Below are 18265 nucleotides of genomic sequence, written 5' to 3'. Positions count from 1 at the left end.
AGCAATGGCCAAAGACCTCTACGAGGTGCTCGGCGTCTCGAAAAACGCCAGCGAAGACGAGATCAAGAAAGCGTTCCGCAAACAGGCGAGGGAGCTTCACCCCGATGTGAACAAGGCTCCCGACGCAGAGGACCGTTTCAAGGAGCTCAACGAGGCATACGATGTCTTGAGCGATCCGAACAAGCGGGCCCAATACGATAGGTTCGGGACGATTCCCGGCGCGGCAGGCGGCGGATCCCAGTACGTCGATTTCGAGGACCTGTTCGGCGGAGGCTTCGGCATGGGGGATCTTTTTAGCTCGTTCTTCGGCGGTGCCGGAAACCATGCCGTCACGCGCAAAGAGGGCCGCGATATGGGCGTGGGTCTCAGGCTGACGCTCGAAGAGGTGGCCGCCGGTGCTAAGAAGGAGATCGTCTACGACCGTTTGGCGCCCTGTCCCGATTGCGACGGAACGGGTCTCGGACCCGACGGCAAAGAGGTTACGTGTCCCGATTGCCAGGGCAGGGGCCGCGTCGTCACCGTGCAGCATACGTTCTTGGGCGACATGCAGACCGCGCAAACCTGCAAGACCTGCGGGGGCACCGGCACCACCATCGACAACCCCTGCCCCGAGTGCGAGGGCCAGGGGCGCGTTCCCGATCGGCAACGCGTCACCGTCGAGGTTCCCGTGGGCATACGCGACAGCCAACAGCTGCGCATATCCGGATTCGGGGAGGCGGGCATGCAGGGAGCTGTGGCGGGAGACCTCATCGTCACCTGCCGCATCCAACCCCACGAGTTCTTCGAGCGCGAGGGCGACAACCTCCATGCCCGAGCGAACATATCCATCGTGCAGGCGACGCTCGGAGCGGAAATCGAAATAGACGGCATCTTCGACGACGAGGTCGTCAAGGTGCGCATTCCCGAGGGGTGCCAGAACGAGCAGGTGGTCCGCGTACGCGGGTTCGGCATGCCGCGCTTCAAGAGCGATAACCGCGGCGATATGTACGTGCATGTCAACGTGGTGATCCCCAAGAAAGTGACGAAGAAGCAGCGGGAGCTGCTCGAAAAGCTCGCCGAGGAGATGGGCGACGACGTGGCCGAGGAGCGCACACCGCTCCAGAAGCTTCGCGACGTGTTCAACTAAAGGCGAACGCGCATGTCGCTTCCTCATTTCTATCTCGACAACCAGGTTCTCGCGGACGAGGCGGACGAGGTATTCCTCTTGCGCCTCGCCGAAGACGACGCGAAGCATGCGCGGGTGCTCAGGCTCGCACCCGGTGAGCACATTGCCGTGATCGACGCTGCGCAGGACTACTTCGAATGCGAGATCGTCTCGTTCGACCGCGATGCGTGCTGCGTGCGCATCGCGCAGAAAATCGAGAGTGAAAGCAACGGGGCGACGGTGGTGCTCGTTCAGGGGATCGCGAAAGGCGATAAGATGGACGGGATCATCCGCCACGCGACCGAGATCGGTGTAGCGGGATTCGTTCCGTTTTCCTGCGAGCGCTCCATCGTGAAGCTCGATGCGAAGAAGGCCGCATCGCGTACGGCTCGCTGGCGCACCATCGCGAAGAGCGCTGCCATGCAGTCGGGTCAGACGCGCGTCCCCGAGGTCTTGGAGCCGACGGGCCTTGCTGGCGTGCGCGAGATGGCGGGGAATGCGACAGCCGTGCTCGTCTGCTGGGAGGAGGAGCGAAGCACCTCGATTCGCCGCGCTCTCTGCGAGGCGATGAGGGGGCGGACCCTTGGACCCGAAGGCGCTCGCGTGCTCGTGGTCGTCGGACCGGAAGGCGGCCTTTGCGAAACCGAGGTGAAAGCGATCTGCGGTGAAAACCGATTCGCGTCTACGGTCAGCCTCGGCGCCTCCATCCTCAGAACGGAAACCGCCGGGCTCATCGCGCCCGCTCTCGTGCTGTACGAACTCGGCGGCCTTCAGTGAGGTACTCGATTGTCAACCTCGGGTGCAAGGTGAATCGGGTCGAATCGGACGATCTGGCCGTTTCCCTCGAAAAGCTCGGCATGGAGCCGTGGAGTCGCCGTCATGGCGAGGGGGGCCACGCGGCCGAAGCCTCCGGAGGCGGCTTGCTCGGCGAAAGCACGGGTGCCGATCTCGTCATCGTGAACACCTGCACCGTTACCGGCGAGGCGGAAAAGAAAACGAGGAAGGCCGTTCGACGCGCGCTGCGCGAACATCCTCGGGCTTCCGTGGTGGTAACGGGGTGTGCGGCCGCTATCGACGCCGAAGCGTTTCGCGCGCTCGACGGGAGGGTGGTTGTCGCGGGGAAGCGCGAGCTCGCCGAAGCGACGCGGCAAGCCGATAGGCTGATGGAGCTCATCCCGCCTCTTCGGAGCAGTTTTCGCGCCATGCCGCCGCGCGTCGACGGGCGGGGCGAAGACCCGATCTCGGTTCTGCGCGTTGGAAGAGGGTTCCCGACGCGTGTGGGGATCAAGGTCCAGGACGGGTGCGACAACGCCTGTACGTACTGCATCGTGCACGTTGCGCGGGGAAGGGCTTGGAGCCGTCCTGCCGACGAGGTGGTCGAAGAGTATCGGCGCTATACCGAGGCGGGGGTTCGGGAGATCGTGCTTTCGGGCATCAACATCGGAACCTATCGCGAAGAAGGCCTTGATTTGGCTGACCTGCTCGAAAGGCTGCTCGGGGCGTCGAGCGAAGCACGCATCCGCATATCGAGCATTGAACCACGCGACGTTTCAGAGCGGCTGATCGATTTGATGGCGCGGTCGGACGGCAGGATCGCCCGTCACCTTCACCTGCCTCTGCAGGCGGGCAGCTCCCGCGTTCTGCGGGAGATGGCGCGTCCGTATTCGGCCGAGCGGTATGTCGATCTCGTGGACCGTTTGTACGCGGCCATGCCGTCGCTTTCCCTTTCGACCGACATCATCGTCGGGTTCCCCGGCGAAAGCGACGACGACTTTGCGGAGACCCTCGCCATGGCGCGGCGTTGCCGGTTCTCGAAGATCCACGTGTTCCCGTATTCGAAACGGGAGGGAACCCCTGCAGCGATCAGGAGCGATCAGGTTCCCCCGAACGTGAAGGCGCTCCGTGCGGCGGCGTTGTCCGAGCTCGGCGACCGCTTGCGAAACGCCGCATACGAGGTTCGGCGAGGATCCGTCGAATGCGTGCTCGTCGAAACGAACGGCAAGGGCATGACTGAGAGCTATTTCGAGATCGACGTTGCCGCCGAGCTATCGCCAGGCGAGCTTGTCGAGCTTCGGCTTCCCTGACGGATTGCGCGAAGCTTTCGGCCGCATCCTGGATTGCTTGAGAAACCGTTTCGGCCGAACACGCGCGCAGGTGCTTCGGTCGGTCGTGCGCACATGCCCCCGACGAAAACAAACGATGAGATAACGGTCCAACTCTTTTGTCGAAATCTGTGGATTGCCCTCAACGAATGGTTTAATATAATAAAAATACTTAGCATTGCCAGATTGGCGAAAACGTAGGGGTACATCGTAGAAGGAACAAGGCTATGCTGCATCGTGTTCGCACCTTTGGATCGTGTGCGCTTTCAATCATTCTCGTCATGTCGCTGACATCGATCCTCTCGGGTTTCTCGGCTCAAGCCGAAGAAGCTCCCCTGTCTCGGGACGAATTCGGAAACACATCGATGGAGGAACCCTTTGGCGGTGAGCCCGAAACCGCTCAAGAGGAAGGATCGGTAGACGAAGGCACCCCGGACGCCGTCTTCGGCGGTAGCGGGATCGCCGAAGACGAAGAAGCCGTTGACGGGATCGGCAACGGCATCGACGACTCCGGTTCGGAACCTCTTGAAACGGAAACGGCAACTGCTTCCATGCAAACCGATAGGGTGCAGTCCGATCGGGGCATCCTGATCGATGGCTCGACCCTGTACGCCAACGGTGTTGCCGTAACGATAAAGAGGGATTCCGATGGAAAACTCTACGTTTTCGACGAGAGCGGAACCGAGAAGCTCACGCCGGCGTTGAGTAGCCTGAGCACGGTTTACGGCGGCGGGAAGAACACCCCGGTTGACGGAGATACGAACATCAGGATAGGGGGAGTGAAAATCGGCACCGTATACGGGGGAGGGTACTCCGACGGATCGGGTTCGGCCGATGTTTCGGGGAATGCCACCGTGACGATTACGGGAAACGTCGATGCGGGAACGGTGCACGGGGGCGGATATGCGAATGCGTACAAGGGAGACGCTTCGGCAAACGTAGCGGGGGCTGCGTCGGTTGTCGTTTCGGCAACGCCGACGGGAAATCACGGAAATCTCTACGGAGGAGGATCGGCGTTCTCGCAGAAGGGCTACAACGCCTCTGCTTCGGTCGGATCGACGTATGCCAGTGTTGCAGGACGAACGTACTCGCTTCGCGGTGGCGGCAGCGCGGAACTCGCAAGCGGCGCTACGGGTAGTGCGACGGCGGATGTTCGAGGGCATATCGAGGTTCAGTGCACCGACGTTGATATACGCGAGGTTTACGGGGCGGGTTATGCGAACGGGGCCAATACGAGCGCAACCGCGGATTCCGTTTCGGTAGTGGTCGATGGCGACGAAGCGATGTCGGTTCAAGGTGGCGGATCGGCTCATTCGGGTGGCATGGCCGATGTGTTCGGCCATGCGGCGGTTGAGATAAAGAACTGCAGCAATCTATACGGTTATTTTTTTGGCGGCGGGGAGGCGTACAACGGCGGTGCGGCCCGTGCTGGTTCGGCGAGCGTAACCGTCCGCGATTCCGCGTATCCCGTTAGCACGCAATTCGGCAGCTATGTTGCGGGTGCGACGTTTGCCGGGGGAAATGCGCAAGGTGCCGGAGCGGATGCTTCGATCTCGGGTACCGTATCGGTTGCGATGAGCGATTGCGTTGGGGGAGGAAACATCTACGGGAGCGGAGATGCCGGTTCGGGCGGTAATGCACGCGTCTTAGATTCACGCGTTGCGCTACGCAACGTTTCGAATACGATGTACGACGACGTTTGGTTTTCGAGCGTGCTGTACGCTGGCGGCGAGACAGACGATGTTGCCGCCTCGCCGGTGGAACCGAATTCCGTTTCGGTGTCGATCGAGGCATCGTGGGTGGAACAGCTTGCAGGAGGCGTGCTCGTCGGGGAAAAAATCGTGCCGATCGTCGGCAAGAGCGCTATCGACATCGTCGGATCGGCGAACGAGATCCAACTGTTCGCCTGTTTCGATACCGCGTCGATTTCTTCGCCTCTGCACATCGACTCGTTCGTCGGAAAGGCGCCTGGGAACCCGGTTAAACTATCGATTTCGGGAATCGCCGAAGGGGAGCCGGCGGTCGTATGCAAGGACGAGGTATCGCAATCGAACTGGTTTTCTCGCGTAGGAGGAAGCCTCAAGCACGCTGTTGAAGAAATCGACGGGTACCGGTCTTCGGTTTGGCGCGTGGGAGACGAGGTGCCTCCCGGTCCAGGAGCGATTGAGACGGTCGTCCCGGAGGAGCCCGGCATGCCGTCGGTTTCGGTCGAAAACGTTGCGGGGTTGGCCGATCGGCTGCTCACCGACGAAGATCGAAACGCCATGGAGCAAGGTTCGCTCATCGGCTTCTCCCTTCACGTTGCGATGCTCGAGGAGGTTCCGTCCGAGGTTGCGGCGGTTGTCGATCAAGCTTTTGCGGAGCATGGATGCACGTTGGCGTATCATCTCGACATCGATCTCGTCAAGTCGGTCGACGGTGTTGAATCATCCGTTTCGTCGGTACAGCAAACGGGATCTCGATTGCGTTTCTGCCTCGAGATTCCCCAAGAGGCAATTGCCGAAAACCGCACGTTTTCCGTCATGCGGTTCCATAAACTGGATGACGGGGGCATCGAAGTGACGGAGCTTCAGGATCTCGACGGCGACCCCGCTACGATCACATTCGAGACGGATCGGTTCTCGGTGTATTCGCTTGTGTACGGGGATCCGGAACCGATCGATCCCGATGACCCCCATAATCCCGGGGGAGATTCGGGCGGCGGAGACAATCCTGAAAGCCCCGATGGCAATCCGGAGAATCCCGATAGCCGCCCATCGGGGACAACGGGGGAACCGGATGGTCAAGACGATCCGAAGCCGCTTCCGCAAACCGATGCGGGTTCTGTAAAACGCGCGTACGAAACGATGCGGTTCCCGACGACGGGCGATCCTGTCGGCGACGCCGCCTTGGCGGGAGTCGGCATGGCCGTTTGCGCTGCGCTGATCGTCGCATCGGCGCACCTTCGCCGGCGCTCGACGCGGGGCGGGCGCAGATAGGTTCGAATCGATTGCGCGCAGCAAGCATCGGCGGTCCCGTTCGATCGGGACCGCCGTTTTGGTGCGGTGTCGGTTTGGTTACGTCACCATGCGTTTTATGGGCGCATGGTACAATGGCGATATGACAGATCAAACGCAAATTACCCTCACCGCCCCCGACAACGTGAGCATGGTCCAGATCGTCGGGCAGGCCGACGAGCTGCTCCATGCCATCCAGGATGCCTTCGGTGCCCGCATCACCGTAAGGGGTACGACTATCGAGCTTTCGGGCGATCCGCTCGAAGTGCAGTCCCTGACGGCGCTGTTCTCGGATATGATCAAGATGGTCGAGAGCGGCAACGAGCCGACGCTCGAGTACGTGCGCCACGCCATCGATCTGCTCCATACGGCGGAGTTCGCCCCGCAGGCGCTGCGCGAGGACATTCTGCTCACGTATCGCGGGCGCGCCATACGCCCGAAGACCGCCGGGCAGAAGCGCTACGTCGACGCGATTCGGGAAAACACGATCACGTTCGGCATCGGCCCTGCGGGAACCGGGAAAACCTATCTTGCCATGGCCATGGCCGTCGCCGCGCTCAAGCGCAAGGAGGTCGGCCGCATCATTCTCACCCGTCCCGTGGTGGAGGCCGGCGAGAGCCTCGGGTTTCTGCCCGGCACGCTCACCGAGAAGGTGGATCCCTACATCAGGCCCCTCTACGACGCGCTGTTCGACATGACCGACATGGAGAAGGCGAACCAGCTCATCGAGGGAGGCGTCATCGAGATCGCCCCCTTGGCGTTCATGCGCGGGCGCACGCTCAACGACAGCTTCATCATTCTCGACGAGGCGCAGAACACCACGCCCGAGCAGATGAAGATGTTCTTAACGCGGCTCGGATTCGGTTCGAAGATGGTCGTGACGGGCGATGTCACGCAGCTCGATCTGCCGCGTGGCGTTTCGGGGCTCAAAAACGTACGCGCGATCCTCGAAGGTCTCAACGACATCTCGTTTTGCGATTTCACCGGCAAAGACGTGGTGCGCCATTCGCTCGTGGCCGCCATCGTCGCCGCGTACGATTCTGCTGAAAGGAAGCGGTAAACCATGGATGTACAGATCGATTACCAGCATCGCAAGGAAGAGCTCGAGGCGCTGCCGATCGAGGGCCTTGCCGTATTCGTGCTCAATCACGAGGGAAAGCCGTTCAATACCGAGGTCTCGATCAGCTTCGTCACCGACGAGGCGATCGCCGAGCTCAACAAGCGCTACCGCGGAAAAGAGGGTCCGACCGATGTGCTGTCGTTCGAATGCGACGGCCCTGACGAAGATCTTTCGGCCATGTTCGGCGTCGAGGAGGCGGTGCTGACGCTCGGCGACGTGGTCATCGCGCCCGATGTGGCTATCCGCCAGACGGCGGAATTCGGAACGACGTTCGAAGAGGAGATAAGCTTGCTGCTCGTGCACGGGCTGCTCCACCTCTGCGGATACGATCATGTGGAGGACGACGAGGCCGAGCGCATGGAATCGCTCGAGGCTGAGATCCTCGAAGCGTGGACGAAGCGCAGAGTTTCGGTAAGCGCGACGGGGAATGCGGGTTCTGCTCCGGTCCAATAGAACAGCAAAGGTCGAGAGCATGGGAGATGGGCGCAAGCGGTTTGTCCGCAACGCGAAGGATAAGCAGGTCGGCGAGCGTTTTTCGCTCGGCCGGGCCTTTTCGTGCGCGGCGTGCGGCATAGCCCATGCGTTCAATACGCAGCGCAACATGAAGATACACCTTGCGGTGGCCTTGCTTGCCGCTATCCTCGGCATCGCGTTGGGAATCGAGCTCTGGGGATGGACGGCCATCGCCGTCTGCATCGTTGTCGTGTTCGCGTTCGAGTGCATGAACACGGCGATCGAGGCAGCGGTCGATCTCGTTTCGCCTGCGTATTCGGAGCTCGCCAAGCACGCAAAAGACTGCGCCGCCGGTGCGGTCCTCGTCTGCGCGATCGGATCGGTCATCGTTGCGGCAATCGTATTCGTTCCGCCCGTCATGGCTTTGATGGGCTTCTAGGAGGTTACATGGATGAAAAACTCGAACACGACGGCGAATCCTCGTTCAGATCGGGTTTCGTGACACTGGTCGGAAGGCCGAACGCCGGTAAGTCGACGCTCATCAACGCCGTGATGGGAAAGAAGATCGCCATAACGTCCAATACGGCGCAGACGACCCGCCATCGGTTCAGGGCCGTGCTCACGCGTCCCGGGTTCCAGCTCGTCATGGTGGATACGCCCGGGCTTCACAAGCCCCATGATGCGCTTGGAGAGGAGCTCAACACGTCAGCCTTGAAGGCGCTCGAAGACGTCGATGTCGTCGCCATGCTCATCGACGCCTCGAAGCCGATCGGAACGGGCGACGAATGGGTCGCAGAGCATGTGAGGGGCGCGAAAGCGAAGCGCATCCTCGTCATCACCAAGACCGACCTTGCGAGCGCCGACGAGATCGAGAAGCAAAGGCTTGCAGCCGAGTCTTTGGCCGATTGGGACGGCGTCGTGGAAGTGTCTGCGGAAACGGGGAGCAACGTCGAGGCGTTCGTCGACCTTGCCGAGAGCTTCTTGCCCGCCGGGCCCAAATGGTTTCCCGACGATATGGATACCGACCAATCGCTCGAAGTCATCATTGCGGAGTTCATCAGGGAGAAGATCCTGAGGAGCTTTCGCGAGGAGATACCGCATGCGATCGGCGTCGTAACCGACGAGCTCGAATACGTGCGGGCCAAGGACATGTACAGGATATTCGCGGTCGTGTACGTCGAGCGCGAGAGCCAGAAGGGCATGATAATCGGGAAGGGCGGCTCGGCCATCAAGCAGGTGGGCACGCAAGCCCGCGAAGATCTCGAGCAGCTGCTCGGATGCAAGGTGTTTCTCGACCTTACGGTAAAGGTGAAGAAGAACTGGAGGCGCGATCTTACCCAGATACGGCGCTTCGGGTACGGCGAAGGATTGTGAGCCTATGGCGAACCGGGTGCCCAACGATGCCGAGGAAGCGCGCAGGCGCGCGCGGGAGCGGCTTGCTGCCCGTCAGGAACGACGGGCTGTAGAGGAGGGCAAACGGCCTGCGAAAGGCAGTCGCCGCGAGCGGTCGGAAAGCCGTGGGATGCGGCGGGCCGAGCAAAGCGAAAAGGATGAACCCCAAGGCGGGTCGGGCGTTGCGGGAGCGCTCGGCGGGGCGGTGCGGGGGTTTGTCGGGGCCGTAGGACTCAGGCGCATCGCCATTGTCCTCGGTGCGATTCTCGTTTCCGCCCTTCTCGTGTTCGGCATTGCGAGCCTCGCTCACAGCTGCTCGGCAGAACAGACCCCCGAGCCCGACGAGTCCGTGCAAGACGAGGGGCAGGGCGGCGAACCCGAGCCGGTCAGCATCCCCGAAGGCCTCGATGCCGAGCTTACCGGCAGGCTCGAGACGGCGGCGGCCGGCAACAGCGATATCGCTTGGATAGCGAACCATGCGAACGATTATGCGGTGGACGGCGATGTCGTGCAATACAAGCTGCTCAAACTTGCCGTGGACGAACCGGAAGCGGTTGCGTTCGTGCGGGGGTTCCCCGAATTCTACCCCGCTGACGGGGGAGACCCCTACGAGGATGAGATCGCAGACTCGTCGGTTCCCCGGCTGTACCAATGGGATCCGCGATGGGGCTATACCGTCTACTCTTCGACCACGTTCGCGTTGACCGGCTGCTGCCCGACCTCGCTATCCATGGTGTACATGGGGTTGACCGGCAAAACCGACATAACTCCCTACGACATGGGTTTGCGCGCTCAAAACGGCGGGTATATGACCCAGTACGAGGGCACCGACGGAGCGTTTCTCGTCAACGAGGCGGCAAGCCTCGGCCTGTCGTGCACCGAGATCGGGGTGAGCTCCGATGCTCTGCGGGAAACGCTCGAGGGCGGCAACGTGGTGATATGCAACGTCGGCCCCGGGGATTTCACGGAAGGCGGACACTATTTCGTCATCACCGGCATCGCCGACGACGGCGCCGTTTCGGTGAACGATCCGTATTCGGCAGAACGCTCCTCGAAGACCTGGGACATCGATCAGGTTATCGGCCAGACCAAGGCGCTGTACTCCTACGCGCTTGCTTAAGGTTTCGCAGGACGACGCATACGCTTCGAAGCGCGGCATGATTGAACAATACCTGATAGGCTATTGATTGGACCCGATCGGCCTCAGATCGCGATGCAGCATCTGGACGGGTGTACACTAACCACCAGGTTGTGCGATGCCGACTCTGCCGAGCTGCTCGCATTATCGTTGCCGGCATTGAAGCGAGCGGTCATGGTGAGTCGATCTCAGGGGGATGATATGGTCGAGACAGGTCAAAAGGTTTTGGTCCATTACGTGGGAACGCTTGACGACGGTTCGGAGTTCGATAGCAGCGTTCGAAGGGGAGAGCCCCTTGAGTTCATCGTGGGATCGAGGACGATGCTTCCCGCATTCGAGCGGGTTGTCGGCGACATGGAGCCGGGCGAGGAACGGACGGTTCGGATCCCTGCGGAGAAGGCGTACGGCCCCTATGACGAATCCCTTGTTGAAATGGTACCTGTCGACGCTTTTCCGCATGCCGAACAGCTGCCCGTTGGCGAATACATCGTCATGTCGATCGGTTCGGAGCCCTTGCGCGTCAAAGTGGACAAGATCGAAAACGGCTACATCTTTTTCGATCACAACCACGAACTTGCGGGACGCGACCTCACCTTTCTCATACGGCTCGAATCGGTGCGGCATGAATCCGCGATCGAACGCGAACGGCATCCTGCGGGTTGCGCATGCGGCTGCGATCGCTTGAAGAAAGCGCTTTCCGCTTCGTAGGCAAGCAGGGATCGTATTATGATTAGCGCACGAGTGGTTAAGATGCATCTGAGCAGCAGGGGGATAGCGGAGATCCCCATATGCGACATGGATAGGGAAAGATTTGTGCTTGTCGACTTCGGCGGACGCAGGTACCATGAGCTCAAAACTAATCTTTGGACGGAAGCGGATGACGATGACCAAGACATCGTCTATTTGGGTACGGGCAGACATGGTGGCGGCATCGTGCTCAAACCTCTGTTTGTGAAAATAAGCGGTCGATGGTTCAACGTGACGACAGGGCAGGAGGCCCCCGTCGACCTGCCGTAAACCGGATACGGAGGCGGGCCATGGAAGAATACGGGATCGGGTGTGGAGGTTCCGATACGGTCTTGGGAAGCTGCCTCGACCAACACAGATGGCAGCGGAGGTGCGAGAGCCTGACGAGGATCTGCGAGGCCACAGCGTGGTCCGCCGAGCCCGAACTCGTGTACCAGCGCATTGTCGATGCACTCGCCGACGTGCTCAGATGCAATCAAGTCCATCTGCACCTTACGGCGGCTGGAAGCGATCGGTTCGTAAAACTCGCATACCATGCAAACGGGTACCATCAATCGGAATGGGAAGATGCCCTGCCTATGTCGATCGGCCGAATGCAATGGATGGTGAAGACGCTCGAGCCGATCGTCATGGATTACGAGCATCCGCATAGAGAAGACAGGATCCCCGTCGAAGCCTTCGAGCATGGCTTCAAAAGCGCCGTGAGCATACCGCTTGTCGCCGAAGGCGAGGTGGTAGGCATGTGCTCGGTCGTATATTCGGCGGCAATATCTTGGGATGACGACGGCCTCGAGTACCTGCAGAAGATCGGGCGCATACTCGGCGTTGCGATTCGCAGGATCCAGATTACGAAGAAGGCCTCCGAACTCCAGGTTCTAGCTGAGCGCAAGCGTTTGAGTTCGGAAATCCACGATAACATATCGCAGCTCATCGGATCGTTGTCGCTTAACGCCTCGACGGCCCTTGAATCGTACGAAGCGGAAGACGACGAAGCGCTTCGCGCCGATCTTGAAAGGCTGGAGGATACCTGCGGAAAAGTCATGAGAATACTCAGGGACGAGATGCTTTCCCTGCGCATACCGCTTGAGAGGACCGATGGTCTCATCGAGGGTGTCGAGGAATGCATCGCTCACTTTGAGAAGAACTGGGGGATACCCGTGAAACTCCAGGTGAAGACGGTAAGCAGACCTTTGGTTGTCCCCTTGCAAACGTCGATGCAGCTTACACGCATTCTCAATGAGTGCCTATCGAATACGTTGAGGCATGCGCAAGCGAGCCGCATTACAGTGGAGATAGCCGAAAGCGCGCGTTGCCTTACCATGACGGTCGAGGACGACGGCAAGGGGTTCGATCCTCGCTCAGTGGCGCCAGAGAGGCTTGGCTTGAGAATCATGCATGAGCGAGCCGATGTTGCTGGAGGAACGCTGTCGATTCTCTCGGGGGAAGCGGGAACGACCGTTTGCGTGGATATTCCGAGGAGCAGCATGTCCGACATGGGGGAAAGAAGGCGCTATGATGACCATTGAGGAGAGCCTGTCGGCTGAAAACCCCGTAAGGGTCCTTCTGGTTGACGATCAAGTGCTGTATAGGGAAGGCCTTCGCGAGCTTATCCGAAGATGGCCTGAATTCTCTGTGATAGGCGAAGCCTCGAACGGGAAAGAGGCTGTAGGATTCTGCCGAACGCATTCTCTCGATCTCGTCCTTATGGACGTGCAAATGCCCGTTATGGACGGCGTTGAGGCAGCGGGCGTCATATGCAAAGAGAACCCTGAATTGTCCGTCGTCATGCTGACGGTTGCCGCAGACGATGAATACCTTTTCGGTGCATTGTACAACGGGGCGCAGGGTTATATTTTGAAGGACATGCCTTCCCGGCAGCTCCGTAATCGGTTGCAGGGTGTGGTGAGGGGGGAAGCTGCTCTTTCCGGTGCCGTTACGGCACGGGTTCTCGAGGAGCTTACCTCTGGAAGCACGGGGTCGCTGTACGGTGCAAAACCGAACGAGGCGAACCTTTGCGAGAAGCTCACCGAGCGGGACATCCGAATCCTGAGGCTTGTCGCCCAGGGTCTCTCGAACGAAGAAATTGGCGCCCAACTGTATTTGAGCGCTGGGACGGTTAAGAAGCACCTGAGTCTGATCATGCAAAAGCTTTACCTCTCGAATCGCGTTCAGGTTGCCGTGTATGCCATCAAAGCCGGTCTTGCAGAGTGAGGCCTTCGTCTTGGGATGTACCCAATCGGGTACGCGGCTTGGCCGGTCGGGTCGCTTAGGCGGTTTCAAGCAGCGGCGATAATACCTGATCGGCACAGCTGATCGTGGCCGCCTGAGGATTATCGATCAGTATCGATCTTCCTACAATAGAACATCATGGACCTCCATACGAGGTCGTGTTCCTATCGTAGGAAGGGGTACAGATGAAGGAAGGAAAAGCCGGTACGGCTTCTGGCGTTCGCCAAAAACCGGAGACAACGACGGTGCAGAGCATCGCGTGCGGCGGCACGGGGGGCGATCTGACGGCTGTCGATGCTCGGGACGGCAAGATCGTTCGAATTCGCCCCGTCAATTACCTGGATACCTACACCGAGGAGGAGCTCGCTCCTTCCATGTGGAAGATTCAGGTTGGGGACGAGGTGTTCACGCCTGGGTACAAGTCGGCGCCGAACTACTTTGCACTGGCGTATAAGAATCGCGTGTATTCGAAGAACCGCGTTATGCATCCGCTCAAGCGTATCGACTGGGAGCCGGGAGGAGATCCCGCGAAGATCAACGCCAAGAACAGGGGGAAATCGAAGTTCGAGCGCATAAGCTGGGACGAGGCCCTCGACATTATCGAATCGGAGCTAAGGCGCGTCATCGACAAGTACGGCCCCTATACGGTGCTCTGCATCGGCGAGGACGGGCATCGCGAGTCGAAGGACCTCCATGCGGGCGGCGGCATGCACGCCACGCTCATGAGCAAGCTCGGAGGCTATACGCGCGAGACGCGCACGCCGGACTCGGTCGAGGGATGGTACTGGGGAGCAAAGCACTTCTGGGGCTCGGGCTGCAACAAGGGCCTCGGCATGCCCGCACCCCCGCAGACCGGCTACAACCCATGGCACGTTCTCAAAGATATTTCCGAGAATTCCGAACTCATCGCATTCGCGGCTGGCGACTGGGAGCTAACGCAGAACTATGCGAGCCAAATGTGGTCGCGCCTTTTGAAGTTCTGGGAAAAGATCGGCAAGGAGTTCGTGGTCGTCGACCCGTTCTGCAACTATACGGCAGTTTGCCATGATACGATCAAGTGGATTCCGATTCTGCCGAACACCGATGCGGCACTCGACTTTGCGGTCATGTACGTTTGGATTACCGAAGATCTGTACGACAAGGAATACATTGCAACGCATTCTGTCGGGTTCGATAAGGTGAAGGCGTACGTGCTCGGCGAAGACGAGGAGGGGATCCCCAAGACTCCAGCATGGGCTGCCGAGCGCTGCGGTGTTCCCGAATGGACGATTAAGGCCTATGCGCGCAATCGCGCGAACAAAGTTACCGCTTCGGTACACTTCAGCTCCGGTGCCATCAAAGGCCCGTACTCGCATGAACCAGGTCGCACTCATGCCTATCTCCTCGGCATGCAGGGTTTCGGGGGGCCAGGCGTTCAGCAGGCATTTATGAACGCGTCGCTCATCGGCAAGGAAACCATCGCCCGCTCGACGTCGGCTCCGTTCACGTCTACCACGCAGAGCCGTATGTTTTACCCGAGCGTTCAATCGCTACCGCGCACTATGGTCGCCCGAGCTCTTCAGGAAGGGCAGGTTACATGGTGGGGGAGCCCGTGCATCGTATACGTCGATACGACCGAGCAGTTCCAGGAATTCAACTATCCTGCACCTGCTGATCAGGGCGGAAGCAAGATACACTTGCTCTGGTCCGAAAAGCCCTGCAACATGAGCTGCTGGGACGGCGGGTTCAACTATCAGGATGCTATTCGCTCCGACGAGGTGGAATGCTTTATCACAAACCACCAATGGCTTGAAAACGACTCGTTGTTCGCTGATCTGGTACTGCCGGTTACCACCTGCATCGAGGACGACGATACGGTCGGCGCCTCGATGGTGGTCTCAATGCGTTCTGCGGCGCTTACTCCTTCCGGTTGCGATCGCGTCGGCGAATCGTTCTCTGATTTCGAGATCGCCTGCAAGATCGCCGAGCGCTTTGGGCTGCGCGACGAGATCGATATGGGCATGAGCTATGCCGAATGGCATAAATACGGTTTCGATCAATCGCGCTTAGGGGAGGAAATCAGTTGGGAGGATTTCCAAAAACGCGGCTACTACTTCCCGCATCAGGATCCCGATGCTGATTCCGTCCTTCCCGGCATGCGGGGTTTTTACGAAGATCCCGAGAGCTGGCCACTTGACACACCAAGCGGGAAGCTCGAATTCTGGTCGGACGCCCTCGCTGAGAATTTCCCCGATGATTTCGAACGTACGCCGATGGCGCGTTGGATTACGGGAGGCCCGAAGTCCGACGGGTGGTATCACGACGAAAGTCTGTGGGGCGAGCGATGCCATGATTACCCGCTGCTCCTCGTTGCCAATCCTGCTCGCTTCCGCGTGCATGTGCAAGGTGATGACATCAAATGGTTCCGCGAGATCGAAACCTGCAAGGTCAAGGGCAAGGACGGCTATCTCTACGAACCTATCTGGATCAATCCCGACGACGCCGAGGCTCGCGGCATCGAGGCGGGCGACATCGTGAAGGTTTACAACGACCGCGGGACGATTCTCACTGGTGCGCGTATATCGGAGCGCGTCATTCCCGGATCGGTCATGGTTCACAAGGGCTCGCGCGTCGACCCGATCGCACCGCACCTCGATCGCGGCGGTTCGACGAATCTCATCAGCCCGACGGATCAGGTTTCCAAGCACTGCAAGGGATTCGCGGTTTCAGGGTATCTGGTTGAAGCGGCGAAAGTCGAGGACGCCGAGATGAACCAATGGAAAACCGAGTACCCCGATGCCTTCGCGCGCGATTACGATCCGGCCATCGGCATCAATTACCGCTCGTGGGTCGAGGATTAGGAAGGAAGGATCGTCATGAAGGCATTTCTCATTGATATGGAAAAATGCGTTGGGTGCCATGATTGCCAGATCGGCTGCAAGGACGAGCACGTCGGCAACGATTGGTCGCCCTACGCAAAGCCGCAGCCGGAGGTGGGGCATTTTTGGTTGAAGCTCAATCAGTACGAACGCGGAAGCCGCCCGCACGTGAAGGTAACGTACATGCCCGTCATGTGCAATCACTGCGAGAATGCGCCTTGCATGAAGGCGGCGAAGGACGGGGCGGTGTACCGTCGCGACGACGGCCTCGTGCTCATCGATCCCGCGAAGGCGAAGGGCCAGAGGGCCATCATGGAAGCCTGCCCCTATCACGCGATCTACTGGAACGACGAGCTGAACATTCCGCAGAAGTGCACGGGATGCGCACATTTGCTCGATGGCGATGAGCCGATCAGCGTGCCGCGCTGCGTGGACAACTGCCATGTCGACGTGATCACGTTCGGCGAAGAGGGCGACCTCGATCTCGAGGGTACCGAGGTGCTTCATCCCGAATGGGGCACGAAGCCGCGCGTCTTCTATCGGGGTCTGCCGAAGAAGTTCATTGCGGGAACGGTTTACGACCCCGACGCCAAAGAGGTCGTGATCGGCGCCAAGGTAAAGGCCGTCGGCGAAAGCGGGACGTTCGAGGCTGCAACCGACGACTGGGGCGATTTCTGGTTGCGCGGACTGCCCGAGGACGACTGGACGATAACGATCGAAGCCGACGGTAAGGCAAGCGTGCTCGAAGTAAGCACCAAGGAGAAGGACATCGGTTTAGGCGACGTTGCTTTGGGCTAGGTAGCCGACCGAGGTAAACGAAGGAGCATCCGCCCGATCGCACGCGAACAAGCTTCGATCGGGCGGACCGAAAAGGCAATGGAGGCAGGAGAGCATCATGTGTTTCAGACCAGCGGAGATTTCGATGAAGACGTGTCCGGCATGCGGGAAAACAAACAAGCCGGTAGCTACGGTATGCGAGGCGTGCGGATCCGAACTCGATAACTCGGTTAAGGATTTCGATGCCGATCAGGCGGCGCTCGATGCGGCTGGTACGCGGGTTGCCTCTAAGGCTCCCAGCGTTGCACCTGCTGCTCCGGGTGCCCCCAAGCCTCCTGAGGCACCTAAGCCTCCCACCTCATTGTCTTGAAACGAGAAGCGGTATAAGCCGCAGAAGGAGTGATCGATATGGGTCTGGCTTTACTTGAGGGAAAGAACCTGCTTGAGGGAAAGAAAATCATCGTTACCGGCGGCGCGGGCGGCATCGGGTCGGCGACGGTCGACGAGTTCGTGCGCCAGGGCGCGACCGTCACGTCGGTAGACGTAAAGGACGAAGAGGGATTAAAGTACGCCGAAGAGGCAAACGCCCACGGTCCCGGATCGTGCACCTACGTGCATTGCAACATCGAGCAGGAAAAGGAAGTCGAAGAGGCCTTTGCCCAGGCAAAAGAGGATATGGGGGGATTCGACGTCCTCATACATTGTGCAGCCGTCATGCAGGCGATGCGCCCCGCAATCGAATATCGGCGCGAGGATTTCAACTACATATTCGACAACGACATGTGGGGAACCATTCTTGTCGATCAGGTAGCGTGCCGACTCATGCAGGAATACGGCAAAGGCGTCATCGTCAACTACGGATCGGAAACGGGCTTGCACGGATCCCCTAACGACGGACTGTACTCTTCGGCGAAAGCCGGCGTTGCCACCTGGACGCGCGTTATTGCCGCAGAATGGGGCCATGCATACAACATTCGCTGCAACACCGTGCTGCCGACGATCAAAACGCCGATGTATCGTGCCTATGTCGCGAACATGGAGCCCGACGAGTACGAGAAGTTTATGGAGTCACGGCGCGCCAAGCACCCCATCAAGGGCGACATGGGCGATGCCGATATCGACATCGCGCCGGTAATGGTGTTTCTCGCCTGCGATATGTCGCAGTACATCACCGGTCAGCTCTTTGCAGTCAACGGCGGCAACACCATGGTACGCGGGTAATTCATCTTTGCCCGTGTCCGGCTTGCGCTCTCGATGGCGGATTCGCATCGCGTTTCTCGGATCCGGGGATCTTCCCGTTTATCGACGG

General features: G+C 59.6%; 17 protein-coding genes. All 17 read left to right on the top strand.

Annotated elements, in window-relative coordinates; all coding sequences use genetic code 11:
• Nucleotides 1-4 precede the first annotated feature (4 nt).
• The 17 genes from dnaJ (at nt 5) to MWL89_RS08600 (ending at nt 18177) form a co-directional block, all read left to right on the top strand.
• Nucleotides 5-1126 (top strand): molecular chaperone DnaJ, encoded by a 1122-nt coding sequence (gene dnaJ, locus MWL89_RS08680; protein ID WP_244385741.1) that lies wholly within the window; start codon nt 5-7, stop codon nt 1124-1126.
• Nucleotides 1127-1138: 12 nt separating this feature from the next.
• The gene (locus tag MWL89_RS08675) at nt 1139-1921 is read left to right on the top strand and encodes an RsmE family RNA methyltransferase (RefSeq protein ID WP_244385740.1); all 783 of its coding nucleotides are present in this window, start codon (nt 1139-1141) and stop codon (nt 1919-1921) included.
• Nucleotides 1918-3228: a MiaB/RimO family radical SAM methylthiotransferase gene (locus tag MWL89_RS08670; RefSeq protein WP_244385739.1), complete on the top strand. Its 1311-nt coding sequence runs from the start codon at nt 1918-1920 to the stop codon at nt 3226-3228. The genes MWL89_RS08675 and MWL89_RS08670 overlap by 4 nt, the downstream gene beginning before the upstream one ends.
• Before the next feature lie 245 nt (nt 3229-3473).
• Nucleotides 3474-6224, top strand: coding sequence for a hypothetical protein (locus tag MWL89_RS08665; RefSeq protein ID WP_244385738.1), 2751 nt, complete (start codon nt 3474-3476; stop codon nt 6222-6224).
• Nucleotides 6225-6345: 121 nt separating this feature from the next.
• The gene (locus MWL89_RS08660) at nt 6346-7302 is read left to right on the top strand and encodes a PhoH family protein (RefSeq protein WP_102378062.1); all 957 of its coding nucleotides are present in this window, start codon (nt 6346-6348) and stop codon (nt 7300-7302) included.
• A 3-nt stretch (nt 7303-7305) separates the two neighbouring features.
• Nucleotides 7306-7815 (top strand): rRNA maturation RNase YbeY, encoded by a 510-nt coding sequence (ybeY, locus tag MWL89_RS08655; protein ID WP_244385737.1) that lies wholly within the window; start codon nt 7306-7308, stop codon nt 7813-7815.
• 19 nt (nt 7816-7834) lie between these two features.
• Nucleotides 7835-8254, top strand: a complete 420-nt coding sequence (locus MWL89_RS08650; RefSeq protein ID WP_244385736.1) for a diacylglycerol kinase family protein — start codon at nt 7835-7837, stop codon at nt 8252-8254.
• 8 nt (nt 8255-8262) lie between these two features.
• A complete protein-coding gene (era, locus tag MWL89_RS08645) occupies nt 8263-9189 on the top strand; it encodes a GTPase Era (RefSeq protein WP_244385735.1) in 927 nt (308 codons plus the stop codon).
• Nucleotides 9190-9193: 4 nt separating this feature from the next.
• The gene (locus MWL89_RS08640) at nt 9194-10327 is read left to right on the top strand and encodes a C39 family peptidase (protein WP_244385734.1); all 1134 of its coding nucleotides are present in this window, start codon (nt 9194-9196) and stop codon (nt 10325-10327) included.
• Between the two features lie 219 nt (nt 10328-10546).
• Nucleotides 10547-11053 carry an FKBP-type peptidyl-prolyl cis-trans isomerase gene (locus tag MWL89_RS08635; RefSeq protein ID WP_279611910.1) on the top strand — a complete coding sequence of 169 codons (507 nt, stop codon included), beginning with the start codon at nt 10547-10549 and terminating at the stop codon, nt 11051-11053.
• 18 nt (nt 11054-11071) lie between these two features.
• Nucleotides 11072-11362 carry a hypothetical protein gene (locus tag MWL89_RS08630; RefSeq protein WP_244385733.1) on the top strand — a complete coding sequence of 97 codons (291 nt, stop codon included), beginning with the start codon at nt 11072-11074 and terminating at the stop codon, nt 11360-11362.
• Between the two features lie 20 nt (nt 11363-11382).
• A complete protein-coding gene (locus tag MWL89_RS08625) occupies nt 11383-12618 on the top strand; it encodes a GAF domain-containing sensor histidine kinase (protein WP_244385732.1) in 1236 nt (411 codons plus the stop codon).
• Nucleotides 12605-13303, top strand: a complete 699-nt coding sequence (locus MWL89_RS08620; RefSeq protein WP_244385731.1) for a response regulator — start codon at nt 12605-12607, stop codon at nt 13301-13303. Before MWL89_RS08625 ends, MWL89_RS08620 begins: the two co-directional genes overlap by 14 nt.
• A 203-nt stretch (nt 13304-13506) precedes the next feature.
• Nucleotides 13507-16161, top strand: a complete 2655-nt coding sequence (locus MWL89_RS08615) for a molybdopterin-dependent oxidoreductase (RefSeq protein WP_244385730.1) — start codon at nt 13507-13509, stop codon at nt 16159-16161.
• A 15-nt stretch (nt 16162-16176) separates the two neighbouring features.
• Complete coding sequence (locus MWL89_RS08610; RefSeq protein ID WP_244385729.1) at nt 16177-16977, top strand: 4Fe-4S dicluster domain-containing protein; 801 nt, start codon at nt 16177-16179, stop codon at nt 16975-16977.
• A 97-nt stretch (nt 16978-17074) separates the two neighbouring features.
• Nucleotides 17075-17326 (top strand): zinc-ribbon domain-containing protein, encoded by a 252-nt coding sequence (locus tag MWL89_RS08605; RefSeq protein WP_244385728.1) that lies wholly within the window; start codon nt 17075-17077, stop codon nt 17324-17326.
• A gap of 38 nt (nt 17327-17364) precedes the next feature.
• Nucleotides 17365-18177, top strand: coding sequence for an SDR family NAD(P)-dependent oxidoreductase (locus MWL89_RS08600; protein WP_244385727.1), 813 nt, complete (start codon nt 17365-17367; stop codon nt 18175-18177).
• Nucleotides 18178-18265 lie beyond the last annotated feature (88 nt).

Origin of the sequence: Raoultibacter timonensis (assembly GCF_022845715.1) — a bacterium.
GTDB classification, from domain to species: domain Bacteria; phylum Actinomycetota; class Coriobacteriia; order Coriobacteriales; family Eggerthellaceae; genus Raoultibacter; species Raoultibacter timonensis.
This window is presented reverse-complemented; position numbering and strand designations above follow the sequence as displayed.

Bases quoted from the DNA above. Each gene is read 5' to 3' on its own strand.
- era (WP_244385735.1), top strand. From the start codon at position 8,263: ATGGATGAAAAACTCGAACACGACGGCGAATCCTCGTTCAGATCGGGT.
- MWL89_RS08605 (WP_244385728.1), top strand. From the start codon at position 17,075: ATGTGTTTCAGACCAGCGGAGATTTCGATGAAGACGTGTCCGGCATGC.
- MWL89_RS08620 (WP_244385731.1), top strand. From the start codon at position 12,605: ATGATGACCATTGAGGAGAGCCTGTCGGCTGAAAACCCCGTAAGGGTC.
- ybeY (WP_244385737.1), top strand. From the start codon at position 7,306: ATGGATGTACAGATCGATTACCAGCATCGCAAGGAAGAGCTCGAGGCG.
- MWL89_RS08650 (WP_244385736.1), top strand. From the start codon at position 7,835: ATGGGAGATGGGCGCAAGCGGTTTGTCCGCAACGCGAAGGATAAGCAG.
- MWL89_RS08610 (WP_244385729.1), top strand. From the start codon at position 16,177: ATGAAGGCATTTCTCATTGATATGGAAAAATGCGTTGGGTGCCATGAT.
- MWL89_RS08600 (WP_244385727.1), top strand. From the start codon at position 17,365: ATGGGTCTGGCTTTACTTGAGGGAAAGAACCTGCTTGAGGGAAAGAAA.
- MWL89_RS08675 (WP_244385740.1), top strand. From the start codon at position 1,139: ATGTCGCTTCCTCATTTCTATCTCGACAACCAGGTTCTCGCGGACGAG.
- dnaJ (WP_244385741.1), top strand. From the start codon at position 5: ATGGCCAAAGACCTCTACGAGGTGCTCGGCGTCTCGAAAAACGCCAGC.
- MWL89_RS08635 (WP_279611910.1), top strand. From the start codon at position 10,547: ATGGTCGAGACAGGTCAAAAGGTTTTGGTCCATTACGTGGGAACGCTT.
- MWL89_RS08640 (WP_244385734.1), top strand. From the start codon at position 9,194: ATGGCGAACCGGGTGCCCAACGATGCCGAGGAAGCGCGCAGGCGCGCG.
- MWL89_RS08625 (WP_244385732.1), top strand. From the start codon at position 11,383: ATGGAAGAATACGGGATCGGGTGTGGAGGTTCCGATACGGTCTTGGGA.
- MWL89_RS08615 (WP_244385730.1), top strand. From the start codon at position 13,507: ATGAAGGAAGGAAAAGCCGGTACGGCTTCTGGCGTTCGCCAAAAACCG.
- MWL89_RS08630 (WP_244385733.1), top strand. From the start codon at position 11,072: ATGATTAGCGCACGAGTGGTTAAGATGCATCTGAGCAGCAGGGGGATA.
- MWL89_RS08660 (WP_102378062.1), top strand. From the start codon at position 6,346: ATGACAGATCAAACGCAAATTACCCTCACCGCCCCCGACAACGTGAGC.
- MWL89_RS08665 (WP_244385738.1), top strand. From the start codon at position 3,474: ATGCTGCATCGTGTTCGCACCTTTGGATCGTGTGCGCTTTCAATCATT.